The organism is Halomonas sp. E19 (genome assembly GCF_052439355.1).
In the GTDB taxonomy this organism is placed as follows: Bacteria; Pseudomonadota; Gammaproteobacteria; order Pseudomonadales; family Halomonadaceae; genus Halomonas.
In genome coordinates, this window is the sequence record NZ_JBNFWU010000001.1 from 2,673,671 (window position 1) to 2,689,923 (window position 16,253).

The window sequence follows — 16,253 nt, forward strand, 5'->3', positions numbered from 1 at the left end:
TCGAAAACGGGAAGGCGGCGAGCCACGCCGCGCCCGGCCGGCGGCGCCCATGCCGCCGGCCGGAGCCAACAGTGGGCGGTATTGTACCAGCCCAGTGCGCCCAGGGCTGCGCCCCTTCTGCGTGGCTTCACCACCCCCTCTCAGCCCCTGCGCACGCCTTGCCTGGCACCGTGGGCCGGCCGGTGTTGCACCGAGAAACCTCGGGCACTGCTTGAAAGAGGGTCCTATCATGACCATGTGCAACCTATGACGTTGAGGATAGGGAACGTTCACACCGTGACAGGAGGCCTTCATGAGCCGTGACGAGATGCCGGATACCTTGCAGACCCTGGTTGCCGGCGGCATCACCTACCACTACTACAGCCTGCCGAAGGCCGCCGAACGACTAGGCAACATCGATCGGTTGCCCAAGACGCTGAAGATCCTGCTGGAGAACCAGCTACGCTTCGCGCATGACCCGAGCGTGGCGCACGACGACCTGCAGGCGCTGGTCGACTGGCAGCAGGAGGGGCGTGCCAGCCGCGAGATCGGCTATCGTCCGGCCCGAGTGCTGATGCAGGACTTCACCGGGGTGCCCGGCGTGGTGGACCTTGCCTCCATGCGTGCCGCGGTGGAGAAACTCGGCGAGGACCCGTCGCGCATCAACCCGCTGTCGCCGGTGGACCTGGTGATCGACCACTCGGTGATGGTGGACAAGTTCGGCAACCCCACTGCCTTCAAGGACAATGTCGCCATCGAGATGGAGCGCAACCAGGAGCGCTACGAATTCCTGCGCTGGGGCCAGCAGGCCTTCGACAATTTCAGCGTGGTGCCGCCCGGCACCGGGATCTGCCATCAGGTCAACCTGGAGTACCTCGGCCGCACGGTGTGGACTAAGGAGGAGGACGGCAAGACCTTCGCCTACCCAGACACCCTGGTGGGCACCGACTCCCACACCACCATGATCAACGGGCTCGGCGTGCTCGGCTGGGGGTGGGCGGCATCGAGGCCGAGGCCGCCATGCTCGGCCAGCCCGTCTCAATGCTGATTCCCGAGGTGGTGGGCTTCAAGCTCACCGGCAGACTCAAGGAAGGCATCACCGCCACCGACCTGGTGCTGACGGTAACCCAGATGCTGCGCAGCCACGGCGTGGTGGGCAAGTTCGTCGAGTTCTACGGCGACGGCCTGGCCGACCTGCCGCTGGCCGACCGTGCCACCATCGGCAACATGGCGCCGGAGTACGGCGCCACCTGCGGCTTCTTCCCGGTCGATGACGAAACGCTGGCCTACCTGCGCCTCACCGGGCGCGACGCAGCACAGATCGAACTGGTGGAGGCCTATTGCAAGGCCCAGGGGCTGTGGCGCGAAGCCGGCGACGAGCCGATCTTCAGCGATGCCCTGCATCTTGACCTCGGTGACGTCGAGGCCAGCCTGGCCGGCCCCAAGCGCCCCCAGGATCGCGTCGCGCTCAAGGCCATGAAGACCACCTTCGAGAAGCTGATGGAGGGCGAAGAGCAGGCCAAGTCGCCGAGTGGCGTGGAGAAGGGGCGGCTCAATGCCGAAGGGGCCAGACGGCGGTGGGCGTGCACGAGAGCTACGAGCATCGCGACAGCCAGAACGTCGACCTGGACGGCGAGCAGTTCATGCTCAACCCCGGCGCCGTGGTGATCGCCGCCATCACCTCCTGCACCAACACCTCCAACCCCAGCGTCATGCTCGCCGCCGGCCTGCTGGCGCGCAAGGCGCGCGCCAAGGGCCTGGCGACCAAGCCCTGGGTCAAGACCTCGCTGGCGCCGGGCTCCAAGGTGGTGACGGAATACTTCCAGGCTGCGGGGGTACAGGAGGATCTCGACGCCCTGGGCTTCCACCTGGTCGGCTACGGCTGCACCACCTGCATTGGTAACTCCGGCCCCTGCCGCAGCAGATCGAGAAGGCGATCGAGGACGGCGACCTTACCGTGGCCGCGGTGCTCTCGGGCAATCGCAATTTCGAGGGGCGCATCCATCCGCTGGTGAAGACCAACTGGCTCGCCTCGCCGCCGCTGGTGGTGGCCTACGCCCTGGCCGGCAACGTGCGCCTCGACCTCACCCAAGACCCACTGGGCGAGGACGCGGACGGCAACCCCGTCTACCTGAAGGACATCTGGCCCACCCAGGCTGAGATTGCCGACGCCGTGGAAAAGGTCAAGACCGACATGTTCCGCAAGGAGTATGCGGAAGTGTTCGAGGGCGACGAGATCTGGAAATCGCTGCAGGTGCCGCAGAGCCAGGTCTACGAGTGGTCCTCCGCCTCCACCTACATCCAGCACCCGCCCTTCTTCGAAGGCATGGGCCGCGACCCGGCGCCAATCGAGGATGTCAAGAACGCCCACATCCTGGCCCTGCTGGGCGACTCGGTGACCACCGACCACATCTCGCCGGCCGGCGCCATCAAGCCCGCCAGCCCGGCCGGGCGCTACCTGCAGGAGCACGGCATCCAGCCGGTGGACTTCAACTCCTACGGCTCGCGGCGCGGCGACCATGAGGTGATGATGCGCGGCACTTTCGCCAACGTGCGTATCCGCAACGAGATGCTCGACGGCGTGGTTGGTGGCGAGACCCGCCATGTGCCCTCCGGCGAGCAGATGGCGATCTACGACGCGGCGATGAAATACCAGGAACAGGGCACGCCGCTAGTGGTCGTGGCCGGCAAGGAGTACGGCACCGGTTCATCGCGGGACTGGGCGGCCAAGGGCACGCGGCTGCTCGGCGTGCGCGCCGTGCTGGCCGAATCCTATGAGCGCATCCACCGCTCCAACCTGATCGGCATGGGCGTGGTGCCGCTGCAGTTCCCCGAGGGCGAGAGCCGCAAGACGCTCGGCCTGACCGGCGACGAGACGGTCTCCATCGAGGGGCTGGCCGACCTCACCCCGGGCGGCCAGGTGACGGTCACGGTGAAGAGCGACAAGGGCGAGAAAAAGATCGAAGCCCTGTGCCGCATCGACACCGCCAACGAACTGGAGTACTACCGCCACGGCGGCATCCTCCACTATGTGCTGCGGCGCATGATCGGCGCGGCGTAGTCGCGCCGCGACCCGGCCTTTCAGGCAAAGGCCCCGCCGAGGCAGGGCCTTGCGCCATGCAGGGCTCACTTGGTCAGAACGAGCGGCGGCGGTAGCTGCGATACGCCGGCGTCCAGCTGCTGCGCTCAATGGCCTCGCGCAGCTTGATGCCGTCGGTGCGCAGCGCCACACCCTCCTGCTGGGCCTGGGCCGCGACGTCGAAGGCGATGGCCTTCGAGAGTTCGCGGATCTGCGACAGCGGCGGCAGCAGCGCGCCCTCGCCCTCCTTCACCAGCGGCGCTTCGCGAGCCAGCGCCCGCGAAGCGGACATCAGCATGGCATCGGTGACACGCTTGGCCCCACTGGCCACCACGCCAAGCCCGATGCCGGGGAAGATATAGGCGTTGTTGCACTGGGCAATCGGATAGGTCGTGCCGTCGTAGACCACCGGCGGAAACGGGCTGCCGGTGGCCACCAGCGCCTGGCCATCAGTCCACTCGATCACGTCGGCGGGAGCAGCCTCGGCGCGGGAGGTGGGGTTGGAGAGCGGCATGATCACCGGCCGTTCGCAGCCGGCATGCATGGCGCGGATCACCTCCTCGGAGAACAGCCCCGGCTGACCCGACACGCCGATCAGCACGGTCGGCTTGATATGCCGCGCCACCTCGAGCAGCGACTGATTCTGCCACTCCTTCACCAGCGCCGGGTCGTGCGCCAGGCGGCGCTGGAAGTCGCGCAGCCACGCCTGGTCGCTGGTGACCAGGCCTTCGCGGTCGACCATGAACACCCGGCGGCGCGCCTCCTTCTCGGAGAGGCCCTCCGCCTGCATCGCGACGACCACCTGCTCGGCGATGCCGCAGCCCGCGGAGCCGGCGCCGACGAAAACCACGCGCTGGTCGGCGATGGTCTCGTCGCGGGCCTGGCAGGCGGCCATCAGGGTGCCCACGGCCACTGCCGCAGTGCCCTGCACGTCGTCGTTGAAGCAGCACAGCTGATCGCGATAGCGCTCCAGCAACGGCACCGCATTGGCCTGCGCGAAGTCCTCGAACTGCAGCAGCACGTTGGGCCAGCGGCGCTTCACCGCGGCGATGAAGTCCTCGAGGAAGGCGTCGTACTCCTCCTGAGAGATCCGCGGATGCCGCCAACCCATGTACATGGGGTCGTCGAGCAGCGCCTGGTTGTTGGTACCCACGTCGAGCATGATCGGCAAGGTATAGGCCGGGCTGATGCCACCACAGGCGGTGTAGAGTGCCAGCTTGCCGATCGGGATGCCCATGCCGCCGATACCCTGGTCGCCAAGGCCGAGGATGCGTTCGCCGTCGGTCACCACGATCACCCTGACATTACCCTTGGTGGCGCTGCGCAGGATATCGTCGATGCGCTCGCGGTCCGGGTAGCTGACGAACAGGCCGCGGTGGCTACGATAGATGTTGGAGAACTCCTCGCACGCCTGGCCCACCGTGGGGGTGTAGATGATCGGCAGCATCTCCTCGAGATGCTCCATCACCAGGTGATAGTAGAGCGTTTCGTTGTCGTCCTGGATCGCCCGCAGGTGGATGTGCCGGTCCAGGTCACTGTAGCACTGCTGATACTGGCGGTAGGCCCGCTCGGCCTGCTCCTCGATGGATTCGACGTTCTGCGGCAGCAGGCCGATCAGGTTGAATTCGAGCCGCTCCTCGCGGGAAAAGGCGCTGCCTTTGTTGAGCAGTGGCATCTCGAGCAACGAGGGGCCTGCGTAGGGAATATAGAGCGGTCGTTTGGTTTCGGTGGACATCTCTGATCTCGATACGGTGACTGGAACCGGGCCGTAAGGAACGCTCGGCAGGCCGAGTTTTCCCAAGCGCTCTGCGGCGCCTTGGCGTAACTCTACCACGCCTCTGCGGCGGCGGCGCCGCGGCCCATTCAGCTCACCTTGGCGCGGGTTCTGTCGCCGGGCGCGCGGCCGAAGAACAGTGGGCGCAGGCGCACCCCGAGCAGGTTGCCGGCGAACCCTGCCACCAGCCATACCCAACCGTGCAGGCTGCCCGAGGCGATGCCGCTGAAGTAGGCGCCGATGTTGCAGCCGAAGGCGAGCCGGGCGCCGTAGCCAAGCATCAGCCCGCCGATAATGGCGGCCATGATCGAGCCCAGCGGTATGCGTAGGGTCGGGGCAAAACGCCCGGCCAGCGTGGCCGCTACCATGGCGCCGAGGATGATGCCCACGTTCATCACCGTGGTGATGTCGCTCCAGACGCTGGCGCGCAGCGCGGCGGCATTGGCCGGGCTCTGCCAATAGCTCCACTGGGTCACGTCGCCGCCCACCAGTTCGTAGGCCTTGGCTCCCCACAGGGCGAAGGCGGAGGTGATGCCCCAGGGGCGCCCGGCCAGCGCCAGGGTGGCGAAGTTGAGCAGCGCCAGCGCCACCGCCCCTAGCAGCAGCGGCCAGGGGCCGGTCAGCCAGCGGCGGTCGCGCAGGTTCCAGCGCGGCACCTCCTCCAGCCCACCATGGCGGCGCTTCTCCAGCAGCACCGTCAGGGCGGCGATGCCGCCGAACAGCGCCAGGCTCACGGCGATGCCGCCCAAGGGTCGAAGGCATTCACCAGCGAGACCGGCTCGAAGGCCGGCAGACTCATCCACCAGGCGAAGTGGGCGGTACCGATCAGCGAACCGATGATGAAGAACAGCAGCGTAATCACCATGCGCGCATTGCCGCCGCCGGCGGTGAACAGCGTGCCCGAGGCGCAGCCGCCGCCGAGCTGCATGCCGATGCCGAACAGGAAGGCGCCGACCACCACCGAGACCCCGATGGGCGAGACGAAGCCGTTCACCTCCTGGCCCCACAGGCTGCCCGCCCCCAGGGCAGGAAAGAACAGCAGCACGGCGATGGCCAGCATCACCATCTGGGCGCGCAGCCCGCGCCCGCGGCGCTCGCTGATGAACACTCGCCAGGCCGCCGTGAAGCCGAAGGCGGCGTGGTAGAGCGACACCCCCAGGAGCCCCCGACCAGCATCAGCAGCCCCAGGCGAGTGCCGAAGGCAAGCCCCACCAGCAGCGCACCTTGCCAGCAGCAGGGCACCGAGTGCCAGCGAGATCTGCCGTGGCCGTCTTGCTTCCAGAGCAGTGGCCATGAAATTCCTCCTTTCGTTTTGCTCCTGAAGCTTGGCAAGTTAGGCCGCACTCCGCCAGCGTGGACACAACGCAACGGGGCGCCCGCAGGCGCCCCGTACAGTTCCTTCCAAGGTCAGCTTTGAAGGTCAGGCTTGAAGGCTAGACGAAACGTCCCAGGCCCACCGCCACGCGCAGCCGGTCCATGAACGGCACGGCCTCGGCGCGGGCCCGTTCGGCCCCCTTGAGCAGCACGCTCTCAATGTGCGCCGGGTCCTGCATCAGCGCCTCGTAGCGCTCGCGAGGCTCGCGCAGCTGGGCATCGAGCAGTTCGAACAGGCGATTCTTGACCTCGCCCCAGCCGATGCCATTGGCGTATTCGCCGCGCATCGCCTCGCGCTCCTCGCGGCTGGCGAAGGCGGAGTAGATCTGGAACAGGGTGCAGCCTTCCGGGTCCTTGGGCTCGCCGGGCTCCAGCGAGTTGGTCTTGATCTTGCGCACCAGCTTGAGCAGCTTCTTCTCGGAGACGAACAGCGGGATGGTGTTGTTGTAGCTCTTGGACATCTTGCGCCCGTCGAGCCCGCCCAGCACCGCCACCTCGTCGTCGACCACCGCTTCGGGCAGGGTGAAGTACTCGCCCTTGAACAGGTGGTTGAAACGCCCACCGATGTCGCGGGCCATCTCGATGTGCTGGATCTGGTCGCGCCCCACCGGCACCTTGTGGGCGTTGAACATCAGGATGTCGGCGGCCATCAGCACCGGATAGCCGAACAGCCCCATGGTGATGCCCTTGTCGGGGTCCTGGTTGTCGGCCGCCTCGTTCTCGGCCACCGCCGCCTTGTAGGCGTGGGCACGGTTCATCAGGCCCTTGGCGCACACGCAGGAGAGCATCCAGGTCAGCTCGGGGATCTCGGGAATGTCCGACTGGCGGTAGAAGATGGCGTTGTCGGTATCGAGCCCGAGCGCCAGCCAGGTGGCGGCGATCTCCAGGCGCGACGCCTGCACCCGCTGCGGGTCCTGGCACTTGATCAGCGCATGCAGGTCGGCAAGGAAGTAGTAGGACTGCACGCTCGGGTCCTGGCTCGCGGCGATGGCGGGCTTGATGGCACCGACATAGTTGCCGAGGTGCGGGGTACCGGTGGTGGTGATACCGGTGAGAACGCGGGTCTTCATGGAAGCTGCACTCATGGAAGGCGGACTCTGCTAGCGGAAATGCCCGCCATGGTAACGCGAGGGGCGGTCAAGGCGACCTGGCCGAGACCACACCCGCCCTCCTCACTCCGCGATGAGCGCACCGCCATACACCGTGACGTACTCTTCCGGCAGGCGCCGCGGCCGGCCGCTGGAAAGCTCGATGCAGGCAAAGCGAGTGCGTGCGCGCAGCAGGGTGCGGCCATCGGCCGGGCGGACAAGCTGGAAGCGGCGGGTCAGGGTCAGGCGGCCGTCGCAGCCGACGATCCAGGTGGCGAGGGCAAGACGCTCGCCCTCGAAGGCGGGAGCCAGGTAGTCGAGCTCGTGGCGATGCACGGCCATGGCTCGGTCGAGCTCACGGTAGCGCGCCAGGCTCAGCCCCAGGCGCTCGGAGTGCGCCCAGCTCACCTGCTCGACCCAGCGCAGGTACTCGGCATTGTTGGCGTGGCCGTACTCGTCGATCGCCGCGGCGCCTACCGCGAACTCGATGACAAAGGGAGCGGGAAGGTCCCATTTCATTGGCATGTACGCTCCTTGCGCGGGCGTCCGGCAAGCTCAGGCCCGCGTGGCGCCGCAGCGCCAGCAGGCGTCGAAGGTACCCTCCAGCGCTTCGCCACAGCCGGGACAGTGCCAGTCCGGCGCGCCCGTCGTGCCGGTCATGCTGGCGTGAATCAAGGCCTCGGCGCGCTCGCGGTCGTGCGCCGCCACCCACACCTCGGGCTCGCATTCGCCCAGCGGCAGCTCCCGCTCCGCCGCCCAGCACCATGTTGCGCAGCGACACGGAGATGCCCGCCGCGGCCAGCACGTTGCGCACGTGGCTGACCAGCAGCGCATTGGCGTGGGCGAAGACGCGCACGTGGCTCATGATCGCACCCTGAATGGCATGTCAGTCGCGGAAGACACGAACGCCCAGCGCCTTCAGGTAGGCGGTCTCGGGAATCGCCGGGTGCACCGGATGGTCCGCCGCCTGGTGGCCCTGATAGACGATCTGGCCGTGGCGGTCCTGGTGACGCACCGCGCCGCGCACCACGTCCACCAGCCGGTCGTGGGCCAGGTGCATGGAACAGGAGGCCGAGAGCAGCAGGCCGTCACGGCCCAGCAGGCGCATCGCCTCGCGGTTGAGCCTGGCGTAGGCGCGTTCGCCGTTGGGGATGTCCTTGCGCTTCTTGATGAAGGCCGGCGGGTCGAGAATCACCACGTCGAACTGCTCACCATCGGCCTTGAGCGCGGCCAACGCCTCGAAGGCGTCGGCTTCGCCCACCGCCACCTGCTCGTGCAGGCCGTTGAGCGCCGCGTTCTCCGCCACGCGCTCGAGCGCCTGGGCGCTCGAATCGACGCACAGCACCTCGCGGGCGCCATGGGCCGCCGCCTGCACGCCCCAGCCGCCGACGTAGCTGAACATGTCCAGCACCCGCTTGCCGGCCACCAGGCCGTTGAGCCAGGCGCGGTTGGCGCGGTGATCGTAGAACCAGCCGGTCTTCTGGCCGTCGAGCACCGGCACGTGGAAACGCACGCCGTTCTCCTCCACCAGCACCGGGCCGTCGAGCTCGCCCTTGGCCAGGGTGACCTGGCGCTCGAGCTGCTCCTGGCGACGCCCGGAGGAGTCGTTCTTGAACACGATGACGCGCGGCTCGATCACCTTATCGAGGGCCGCGACGATCTCCTCGGCCAGGCGCTCCATGCCCAGGGTGTTGAGCTGGACCACCAGCACGTCGTCGAAGCGATCCACCACCAGCCCCGGCAGCAGATCACCCTCGCCGTGCACCAGGCGATAGTACGGCTTGGCGTAGAGGCGCTGGCGCAGCGCCAGCGCCTGGTTGAAGCGGTGCACCAGCAGCGAACGGTCGAGGCGCATCTCGGGATCGCGCGACACCACTCGGGCGCAGATCAGCGAGTTGGGATTGACGTAGGCCACCCCCATCGCCTTGCCGTTCGCGGCCTCGACCACCACCTGGGCGCCAGGCTCCAGGCCCTTGAGCGGCGTGACCTCGATATCCACCTCATTGGAGTAAAGCCATAGGTGGCCGGCCTTGAGGCGGCGGTCGGCATTCTTCTTGAGGCGCAGGGTCTGGATCATGGTTCGTCTCGTGTGGATATCATCGTTGGCAGGTGGGGCAGAACACGCTGGCCCGCTGGCCCAGCGTCACCAGCCGAAGTTCGGCGTTGCAGCGCCGACAGCCTTGCCCATGGCGTCCGTAGACGTTGAGCCGCTGCTTGAAGTAGCCCGGCTCGCCGGTACCGCTGACAAAGTCGCGCAACGTCGTCCCGCCCTGTGAAATGGCCGCGGCCAGCACCTCGCGCACCGCGACGGCAAGCCTCTCATAACGCTCGCGGGAGATGCGGCCGGCCGCCCGCCGCGGGTCGATGCCGGCCAGGAACAGCGCCTCGCTGGCGTAGATATTACCCACGCCCACCACCACGGCGTTGTCCATCAGGAACGGCTTCACCGCGATGCGCCGCCCCTGTGCAAGACGATACAGCCGCTCGCCGTCAAAGGCCTCGGACAGCGGTTCCGGGCCCAGGTTCGCCAGCCGTGGGTCACAATCGGCGCCGCCTGCCAGCCAGTCGACGAAGCCGAAGCGGCGCGGATCGTGGTAACGCAGGATGGCGCCGTCGGCGAACACCAGGTCGATGTGATCATGCGTCTTCGGCAGGTCGCCCAGCCGGGCAATGCGCAGGCTGCCAGACATGCCCAGGTGCCAGATCAGGCTGCCGGCCCCTCTCCTCGCCCTCGCCCTCGATCGGCAGCAGCAGGTACTTGGCACGGCGCGACAGCATACCGATGCGCGCACCGACCAGCCGCTCGCTGAAATCGCCGGGCACCGGCACGCGCAGGCGCGGCTGACGCACAATCACCTCGACGATCTCTCGGCCCTCCACATGAGGCGCGATGCCGCGTCGGGTGGTTTCGACCTCGGGCAGTTCAGGCATGGCTTACTCGTGACGACAGCGGGTGGGGCGGGCAGGCGTGCCTCAGCGGCGAGCGGCGGCACGGTACCACTGCATGGCAGGGTGCGCCGCCCAGAAACGCCTGAACCCGGCTGACATGGCCGGGTTCAGAAGAACAGGCTTGAACACCTGCGGAAGACGACCAAGGCTTACTTGATCTTAGCTTCCTTGTACATCACGTGCTTGCGGACGACCGGATCGAATTTCTTGAACTCGAGCTTGTCCGGGGTGTTCCGCTTGTTCTTGTCGGTGGTGTAGAAGTGACCGGTACCGGCACTGGACACCAGCTTGATCTTGTCACGCATGGCTGCTTACTCCCTGAATGGTCGCTTAGACGGCTTCGCCGCGCTTGCGGATGTCGCTGAGCACCTCGTCGATGCCCTTCTTGTCGATGATGCGCATGCCCTTGGAAGAGATGCGCAGCTTGACGAAGCGATTCTCCGACTCCACCCAGAAACGATGGGTGTGCAGGTTCGGCAAGAAGCGACGACGGGTCTTGCGCTGGGAGTGTGATACGTTGTTACCAGTCACCGGACGCTTGCCGGTAACCTGACATACTTTGGACATGGGAGCCTCCAACCGCTTGGCCAGGTGGTCAAACCTGAGTGTTCAAAACCTGTCGGGCAAACCGGGAACGACCCCGTTGTCATTTGACCCAAGGGAATTCAAAGGCTGCACTTTATAGCAGAGCGCGCCCCGGCAGGCAATAGTAGCCGCGTATTCTACACTCCCTTACCCCCTCTCCCGCAAGCTTTCCTCATCTATACCGGCTTTGCCGGCGGCAATGCCCGGCGAGGAGGCGCTGCGAATTCATCCTTGGACACTACATTTGCCCTGCTTCGCTTGCAGGACCGGGGTTGGCCATGCATGGCCGAGCTCAGCCGATTCCTACCTAGATCCACCCTCTTTCGGCGAAGGAAACGACCTCCCCGTCACCGACGACGAAGTGATCCAGCACGCGGATCTCGAACAGCGCGAGCGCCTCGCGCAGCCGCTCGGTGATGCGCCGGTCGGCATCGGAGGGCTCGGCCACGCCGGAGGGGTGGTTGTGGGCAAAGATGATCGCTCCGGCGCCCAGCTCCAGGGCACGGCGCGCCACCTCGCGCGGATAGACCGAGGCACTGTCCAGCGTGCCGCGAAACAGCGACTCGAAGCGGATCACCCGATGCTGGGTGTCGAGGAACAGCGCGGCGAACTCCTCATGGCCCAGATGGCGCAGCTGGGTCGCCAGGTAGGCGCGCACCAGGGCGGGCGAGGTCAGCGCATTGCCGCGTGCCAATTGCGCGGCAAGGTGGCGCTTGGAGAGCTCCAGAGTCGCCTGGAGCTGGACGAACTTGGCCGTGCCCAGCCCGCGTTCAGCGCAGAAGCGCGCCTGGTCGGCCTCGAGCAGCGGGCGCAGGCCGCCGAAGGCGTTCAGCAGGTCGCGGGCCAGGTCCACCGCCGAGCGCCCGGCCACGCCCACCCGCAGGAAGATCGCCAGCAGCTCGGCATCCGAAAGCGCCTCGGGCCCCAGCGCCAGCAGCTTTTCCCGCGGGCGCTCGCCCTCGGGCCAGTCACGAATCGACATGCTTGACTCCTTGCCACGCCCCCTTGCGAGCCAAGCGTCACGCATTGTTACAATCCAGTCAAACCCTTTGCCGTAGAAGCCTTCGGCTGCGCACGCGGCGGGGCGATGGTAAGGTAGGCGGTCGGTTAGAGTTCAGGATTTCAGCATGGCCACGCTTACAAGCAACCGAAGCGCCGGACGGCGCATTCTGCTCGGCATCAGCGCCGGCATTGCCGCCTACAAGAGCGCCCAGCTCGCTCGTCTGCTCAAGCAGGCGGGGTGCGAGGTTCGCGTGGTCATGACCGAAGGCGCCCAGGCTTTCATCACCCCGCTGACGCTGCAGGCGCTTACCGGCGAGCCGGTGCGCACCTCGCTGCTCGACCCGGAAGCCGAAGCCGGCATGGGCCATATCGAACTGGCCCGCTGGGCCGATACCATCGTCATCGCCCCCGCCACGGCCGACCTGATGGCGCGCATGGCCCAAGGCATGGCCGATGACCTGCTCACCACCCTGTGCCTGGCCAGCGAGGCCGAGAAGGTGCTGGCGCCGGCCATGAACCAGGCCATGTGGCGCCACCCCGCCACCCAGCGCAACGCCACCCGCCTGGCGCAGGACGGCTGGCGGCTGCTGGGGCCCGACAGCGGCGACCAGGCCTGCGGCGACGTGGGCCCGGGCCGCATGCTCGAGCCCGAGGCCATCGTGGCCGAGCTGCTGCCGTCGCCCGCCGCTTTGGCGCAGGAGGCCACCGCCCAGGGCCTGCACGTGGTGATCACCGCAGGCCCCACCCGCGAGCCGCTGGATCCGGTGCGTTACCTCTCCAACCACAGTTCCGGCAAGATGGGCTTCGCCCTGGCGGACGCTGCGGTGCAACGCGGCGCCCGCGTCACGCTGATATGTGGCCCGGTCGCGCTCGCCACCCCGGCGGGCGTCGAGCGGCTGGACGTGGAAACGGCGCGGCAAATGCACGAGGCGAGCCTGCGCCTGCTGGACGACTGCGACCTCTTCATCGGCTGTGCGGCGGTGGCCGACTACCGCGCCGAGGCGCCGGCCGAGCACAAGCTCAAGAAGCGTGACGACGACGAAGGGCTGACGCTCAGGCTGGTCAAGAACCCCGACATCATCGCCGAGGTGGCCAGCCGGCGCGGATGCCGCCACTGGACGCCCCTTCGTGGTGGGCTTCGCTGCCGAGACCCGTGACCTGGAGGCCTACGCCCGCGACAAGCTCGCGCGCAAGCGGCTCGACATGATCGTCGCCAACGACGTCTCCAGCGCAGGGCTCGGCTTCGGGTCGGACGACAACGCAGCCCTGCTGCTCTGGCGCGACGGCGATGGCGAGGGTGGCGAAAGCCTGCCGCCCCAGCCCAAGCGCCGGCTGGCCGACGCCGTGATCGAGCGCGCCCTGAGCCGCCTGCCGAGCCGCCACACCCACTGACTTCGACCTGAACACAACGGAATCCCCATGCCCGAGTCCCGACACGCCCTGCCAACCGCCCGTCCTCGCCTCGAGGTCAAGCTGCTCGACGAGCGCATGCGCGACTACCTGCCCGGCTATGCTACCCAGGGCTCCGCCGGCATGGACCTGCGTGCCCTGCTCGACGCGCCGCTGACGCTGGCTCCCGGCCAGTGCGAGCTGATCCGCACCGGGCTCGCCGTGCATATCGGCGACCCGGGACTGGCCGGCCTGATCCTGCCGCGCTCGGGCCTGGGCCATAAGCACGGCATCGTGCTGGGCAACCTGGTGGGACTGATCGACTCCGACTACCAAGGCGAGCTGATGATCTCCGCCTGGAACCGCAGCGACTCCCCCTTCACACTGGAGCCTTTCGAGCGCCTGGCGCAATATGTGCTGGTGCCCGTGGTGCAGGCCGAGCTCGACGTCGTCGACAGCTTCACGGCCAGCCTGCGCGGCGAAGGCGGCTTCGGCAGCTCGGGCCGCCAGTAAGGCCCCGCACATCATGCCGCCCGCCTCAAGGACCCGCAGCCGGGCGGCCGTGTCCGCAACCTGACCCCAACCGACCTACCAATTCTGTCTGACAAGGAACCGCCATGAGCCAAGTCACGAACAGCAGCGTCCCGGCCTCCATCTTCCGCGCCTACGACATCCGCGGCATCGTCGACGACACCTTGACCGAGGAAGCGGTCGAGCTGATCGGCCGCGCCATCGGCTCCGAGGCCGCCGCTCGCGGCGAAACCACCGTAGTGGTGGCCCGCGACGGGCGCCTCTCCGGGCCGCGGCTGAGCGAAGCGCTGATGCGCGGCCTGACCGCCGCCGGACGCGACGTAATCGACATCGGCATGGTGCCCACCCCGGTACTCTATTTCGCCACCCATCTGCTCGACGGCACCGCCTCCGGCGTGATGGTCACCGGCAGCCACAACCCGCCCGACTACAACGGCTTCAAGATCGTGCTGGCCGGCGAGACGCTGTCCGGCGAGGCGATCACCGCGCTGTACCGCCGCATCGAGACCGGCGACCTGAGCGAAGGCCAGGGCCAGGTGCGCCAGGAGGACGTGCGCGACGCCTATCTCGAGCGCATCCTTGGCGACGTCAAGCTGAAGCGCCCGCTCAAGGCGGTGGTCGACTGCGGCAACGGCGTGGCCGGCGAGCTGGGCCCCAAGCTGATCGAACGGCTCGGCGCCGAGATGATCCCGCTGTTCGCCGAGATCGACGGCAATTTCCCCAACCATCACCCCGACCCCGGCAAGGTGGAGAACCTGCAGGACGTGATGCGCGCGGTAAAGGAGACCGGTGCCGACATCGGCCTGGCCTTCGACGGTGACGGCGACCGCCTGGGCGTGGTGACGCCAAGCGGCCAGCTGATCTACCCCGACCACCTGATGATGGCCTTCGCCGAGGACATGCTCTCTCGCAACCCCGGCGCCCGGGTGATCTTCGACGTCAAGTGCACCGGCAACCTGGCCCGCGTGGTCGAGGAAGCGGGCGGCACGCCGGAGATGTGGCGCACCGGCCACTCGCTGATCAAGGCGCGCATGAAGGAGACCGGCGCCCAGCTCGCCGGCGAGATGAGCGGCCACATCTTCTTCAAGGAGCGCTGGTACGGCTTCGACGACGGCCTGTACGGGGCCGCCCGGCTGCTCGAGATCCTGTCGAAGCAGGAGGTCGATGCCGACGCCTTCTTCGCCCGCTACCCGCAGGACATCGGCACGCCGGAGATCAACGTCCAGGTGACCGACGAGAACAAGTTCGACCTGGTGGCGAAGCTGGCCCGCGAGGGCGACTTCGGAGACGAAGGCATCAAGACCACCCTCGACGGCATCCGCGTCGACTATCCCGACGGCTGGGGGCTGTGCCGCGCCTCCAACACCACCCCGGTGCTGGTGCTGCGCTTCGAAGGCAAGAGCGATGCCGCCCTGGACCGTATTCGCAACCGTTTCGCCGAGGCCCTACAGCAGGTCGACCCGGCGTTGACGCTGCCGAGCTGACGGCAGCGCCCTACCGTTCTGCTCCTTTAAGGAAGGACCATGACCGATACGACTCGTGATCCGCGGCTGGTGGTGGAAGTGCTCTCCGAGGCGCTTCCCTACATCCAGCGCTTTTCTGGCAAGACCGTCGTCGTCAAGTACGGCGGCAATGCCATGACCGAAGACACCCTGATCGACTCCTTCGCCCGCAATATGGTGCTGATGAAGGAAGTGGGCATCAATCCGGTGGTGGTGCATGGCGGCGGCCCGCAGATCGGGGACCTGCTGGCCAAGCTCAAGATCGAGTCGCGCTTCGTCAACGGCATGCGGGTCACCGACTCGCAGACCATGGACGTGGTGGAGATGGTGCTGGGTGGGCTGGTCAACAAGGAGATCGTCAACCTGATCAACCAGTGCGGTGGCAAGGCGATCGGCCTGACCGGCAAGGACGGCGCCCAGATTCGCGCGCGCCAGCTCAAGGTCGAGCACCAGACGCCGGAGATGACCGCCCCCGAGATCATCGACATCGGCCACGTCGGCGAGGTGGAGCATGTCTCCACCGAGCTGATCGAGATGCTCGCCGAGCGCGACTTCATCCCGGTGATCGCCCCGATCGGCGTCGATGCCAAGGGCAACAGCTACAACATCAACGCCGACCTGGTGGCCGGCAAGGTCGCCGAGGCGCTGGGGGCGGAGAAACTGATGCTGCTGACCAACGTGGCCGGCCTGATGAACGCCGAGGGCGAGGTGCTCACCGGGCTCACCACTGCTCAGGTCGACGGCCTGATTGCCGACGGCACCATCCATGGCGGCATGCTGCCGAAGATCCGCTGCGCCCTGGAGGCCGTCAAGGGTGGCGTCAAGAGCGCACATATCATCGACGGCCGCGTGGCCCACGCCACCCTGCTGGAGATCTTCACCAATGCCGGCGTCGGCACCCTGATCACCGACGCCGACCAGGAAGGAAACACGCCCTGACGCCAGGTCCGCCGCGGCAGCCGCCGGGCGGGCCGTCTTGACGACATCACGATAACGAAAAG

General features: G+C 67.3%; 11 protein-coding genes and 4 pseudogenes. 5 read left to right on the top strand and 10 right to left on the bottom strand.

The features are described 5' to 3' along the window. The first annotated feature begins 292 nt into the window (after positions 1-292). Positions 293-3,040 (top strand): annotated as a pseudogene (acnA, locus tag ACUDAL_RS13965) (aconitate hydratase AcnA). Between the two features lie 73 nt (positions 3,041-3,113). Here acnA and ACUDAL_RS13970 read toward each other — a convergent pair. From ACUDAL_RS13970 to radC, 10 genes and pseudogenes are all read right to left on the bottom strand, one after another. Next, positions 3,114-4,793, bottom strand: coding sequence for an NAD-dependent malic enzyme (locus tag ACUDAL_RS13970; RefSeq protein ID WP_444678542.1), 1,680 nt, complete (start codon positions 4,791-4,793; stop codon positions 3,114-3,116). A gap of 128 nt (positions 4,794-4,921) precedes the next feature. Then, positions 4,922-6,074 (bottom strand): annotated as a pseudogene (locus ACUDAL_RS13975) (YeeE/YedE family protein). Between the two features lie 191 nt (positions 6,075-6,265). Further along, entirely contained in the window at positions 6,266-7,291 is a 1,026-nt protein-coding gene (locus tag ACUDAL_RS13980) for a tryptophan--tRNA ligase (protein ID WP_444678543.1), read from the bottom strand. Positions 7,292-7,378: 87 nt separating this feature from the next. Beyond that, a complete protein-coding gene (locus tag ACUDAL_RS13985) occupies positions 7,379-7,813 on the bottom strand; it encodes an acyl-CoA thioesterase (RefSeq protein ID WP_444679388.1) in 435 nt (144 codons plus the stop codon). Positions 7,814-7,849: 36 nt separating this feature from the next. Next, entirely contained in the window at positions 7,850-8,128 is a 279-nt protein-coding gene (locus tag ACUDAL_RS13990) for a hypothetical protein (protein ID WP_444678544.1), read from the bottom strand. A 52-nt stretch (positions 8,129-8,180) separates the two neighbouring features. Beyond that, complete coding sequence (locus tag ACUDAL_RS13995; RefSeq protein ID WP_444678545.1) at positions 8,181-9,371, bottom strand: class I SAM-dependent rRNA methyltransferase; 1,191 nt, start codon at positions 9,369-9,371, stop codon at positions 8,181-8,183. 19 nt (positions 9,372-9,390) lie between these two features. Next, positions 9,391-10,225 (bottom strand): annotated as a pseudogene (gene mutM / locus ACUDAL_RS14000) (bifunctional DNA-formamidopyrimidine glycosylase/DNA-(apurinic or apyrimidinic site) lyase). A gap of 167 nt (positions 10,226-10,392) precedes the next feature. Further along, positions 10,393-10,548 carry a 50S ribosomal protein L33 gene (gene rpmG / locus ACUDAL_RS14005; RefSeq protein ID WP_086509014.1) on the bottom strand — a complete coding sequence of 52 codons (156 nt, stop codon included), beginning with the start codon at positions 10,546-10,548 and terminating at the stop codon, positions 10,393-10,395. A gap of 25 nt (positions 10,549-10,573) precedes the next feature. Beyond that, complete coding sequence (gene rpmB, locus ACUDAL_RS14010) at positions 10,574-10,810, bottom strand: 50S ribosomal protein L28 (RefSeq protein WP_444678546.1); 237 nt, start codon at positions 10,808-10,810, stop codon at positions 10,574-10,576. A gap of 325 nt (positions 10,811-11,135) precedes the next feature. Continuing rightward, positions 11,136-11,810, bottom strand: coding sequence for a RadC family protein (gene radC / locus ACUDAL_RS14015; RefSeq protein WP_444678547.1), 675 nt, complete (start codon positions 11,808-11,810; stop codon positions 11,136-11,138). A gap of 145 nt (positions 11,811-11,955) precedes the next feature. Here radC and coaBC point away from each other — a divergent pair. The 4 genes and pseudogenes from coaBC (at position 11,956) to argB (ending at position 16,191) form a co-directional block, all read left to right on the top strand. Further along, a pseudogene (coaBC, locus tag ACUDAL_RS14020) lies at positions 11,956-13,222 on the top strand (bifunctional phosphopantothenoylcysteine decarboxylase/phosphopantothenate--cysteine ligase CoaBC). A 27-nt stretch (positions 13,223-13,249) separates the two neighbouring features. Further along, positions 13,250-13,732 (top strand): dUTP diphosphatase, encoded by a 483-nt coding sequence (gene dut, locus ACUDAL_RS14025; RefSeq protein WP_444678548.1) that lies wholly within the window; start codon positions 13,250-13,252, stop codon positions 13,730-13,732. A gap of 104 nt (positions 13,733-13,836) precedes the next feature. Beyond that, positions 13,837-15,234, top strand: coding sequence for a phosphomannomutase/phosphoglucomutase (locus ACUDAL_RS14030; RefSeq protein WP_444678549.1), 1,398 nt, complete (start codon positions 13,837-13,839; stop codon positions 15,232-15,234). A gap of 39 nt (positions 15,235-15,273) precedes the next feature. Continuing rightward, positions 15,274-16,191 (top strand): acetylglutamate kinase, encoded by a 918-nt coding sequence (argB, locus tag ACUDAL_RS14035; RefSeq protein WP_444678550.1) that lies wholly within the window; start codon positions 15,274-15,276, stop codon positions 16,189-16,191. The last annotated feature ends 62 nt before the right edge of the window (positions 16,192-16,253 follow it).

What these genes read in the sequence shown, in the direction of transcription:
- ACUDAL_RS13995 (WP_444678545.1), bottom strand. Translation starts at nt 9,371, where the DNA reads ATGATCCAGACCCTGCGCCTCAAGAAGAATGCCGACCGCCGCCTCAAG.
- ACUDAL_RS13980 (WP_444678543.1), bottom strand. Translation starts at nt 7,291, where the DNA reads ATGAGTGCAGCTTCCATGAAGACCCGCGTTCTCACCGGTATCACCACC.
- ACUDAL_RS14030 (WP_444678549.1), top strand. Translation starts at nt 13,837, where the DNA reads ATGAGCCAAGTCACGAACAGCAGCGTCCCGGCCTCCATCTTCCGCGCC.
- rpmB (WP_444678546.1), bottom strand. Translation starts at nt 10,810, where the DNA reads ATGTCCAAAGTATGTCAGGTTACCGGCAAGCGTCCGGTGACTGGTAAC.
- dut (WP_444678548.1), top strand. Translation starts at nt 13,250, where the DNA reads ATGCCCGAGTCCCGACACGCCCTGCCAACCGCCCGTCCTCGCCTCGAG.
- radC (WP_444678547.1), bottom strand. Translation starts at nt 11,810, where the DNA reads ATGTCGATTCGTGACTGGCCCGAGGGCGAGCGCCCGCGGGAAAAGCTG.
- rpmG (WP_086509014.1), bottom strand. Translation starts at nt 10,548, where the DNA reads ATGCGTGACAAGATCAAGCTGGTGTCCAGTGCCGGTACCGGTCACTTC.
- argB (WP_444678550.1), top strand. Translation starts at nt 15,274, where the DNA reads ATGACCGATACGACTCGTGATCCGCGGCTGGTGGTGGAAGTGCTCTCC.
- ACUDAL_RS13970 (WP_444678542.1), bottom strand. Translation starts at nt 4,793, where the DNA reads ATGTCCACCGAAACCAAACGACCGCTCTATATTCCCTACGCAGGCCCC.
- ACUDAL_RS13990 (WP_444678544.1), bottom strand. Translation starts at nt 8,128, where the DNA reads ATGCGCTGCTGGTCAGCCACGTGCGCAACGTGCTGGCCGCGGCGGGCA.
- ACUDAL_RS13985 (WP_444679388.1), bottom strand. Translation starts at nt 7,813, where the DNA reads ATGAAATGGGACCTTCCCGCTCCCTTTGTCATCGAGTTCGCGGTAGGC.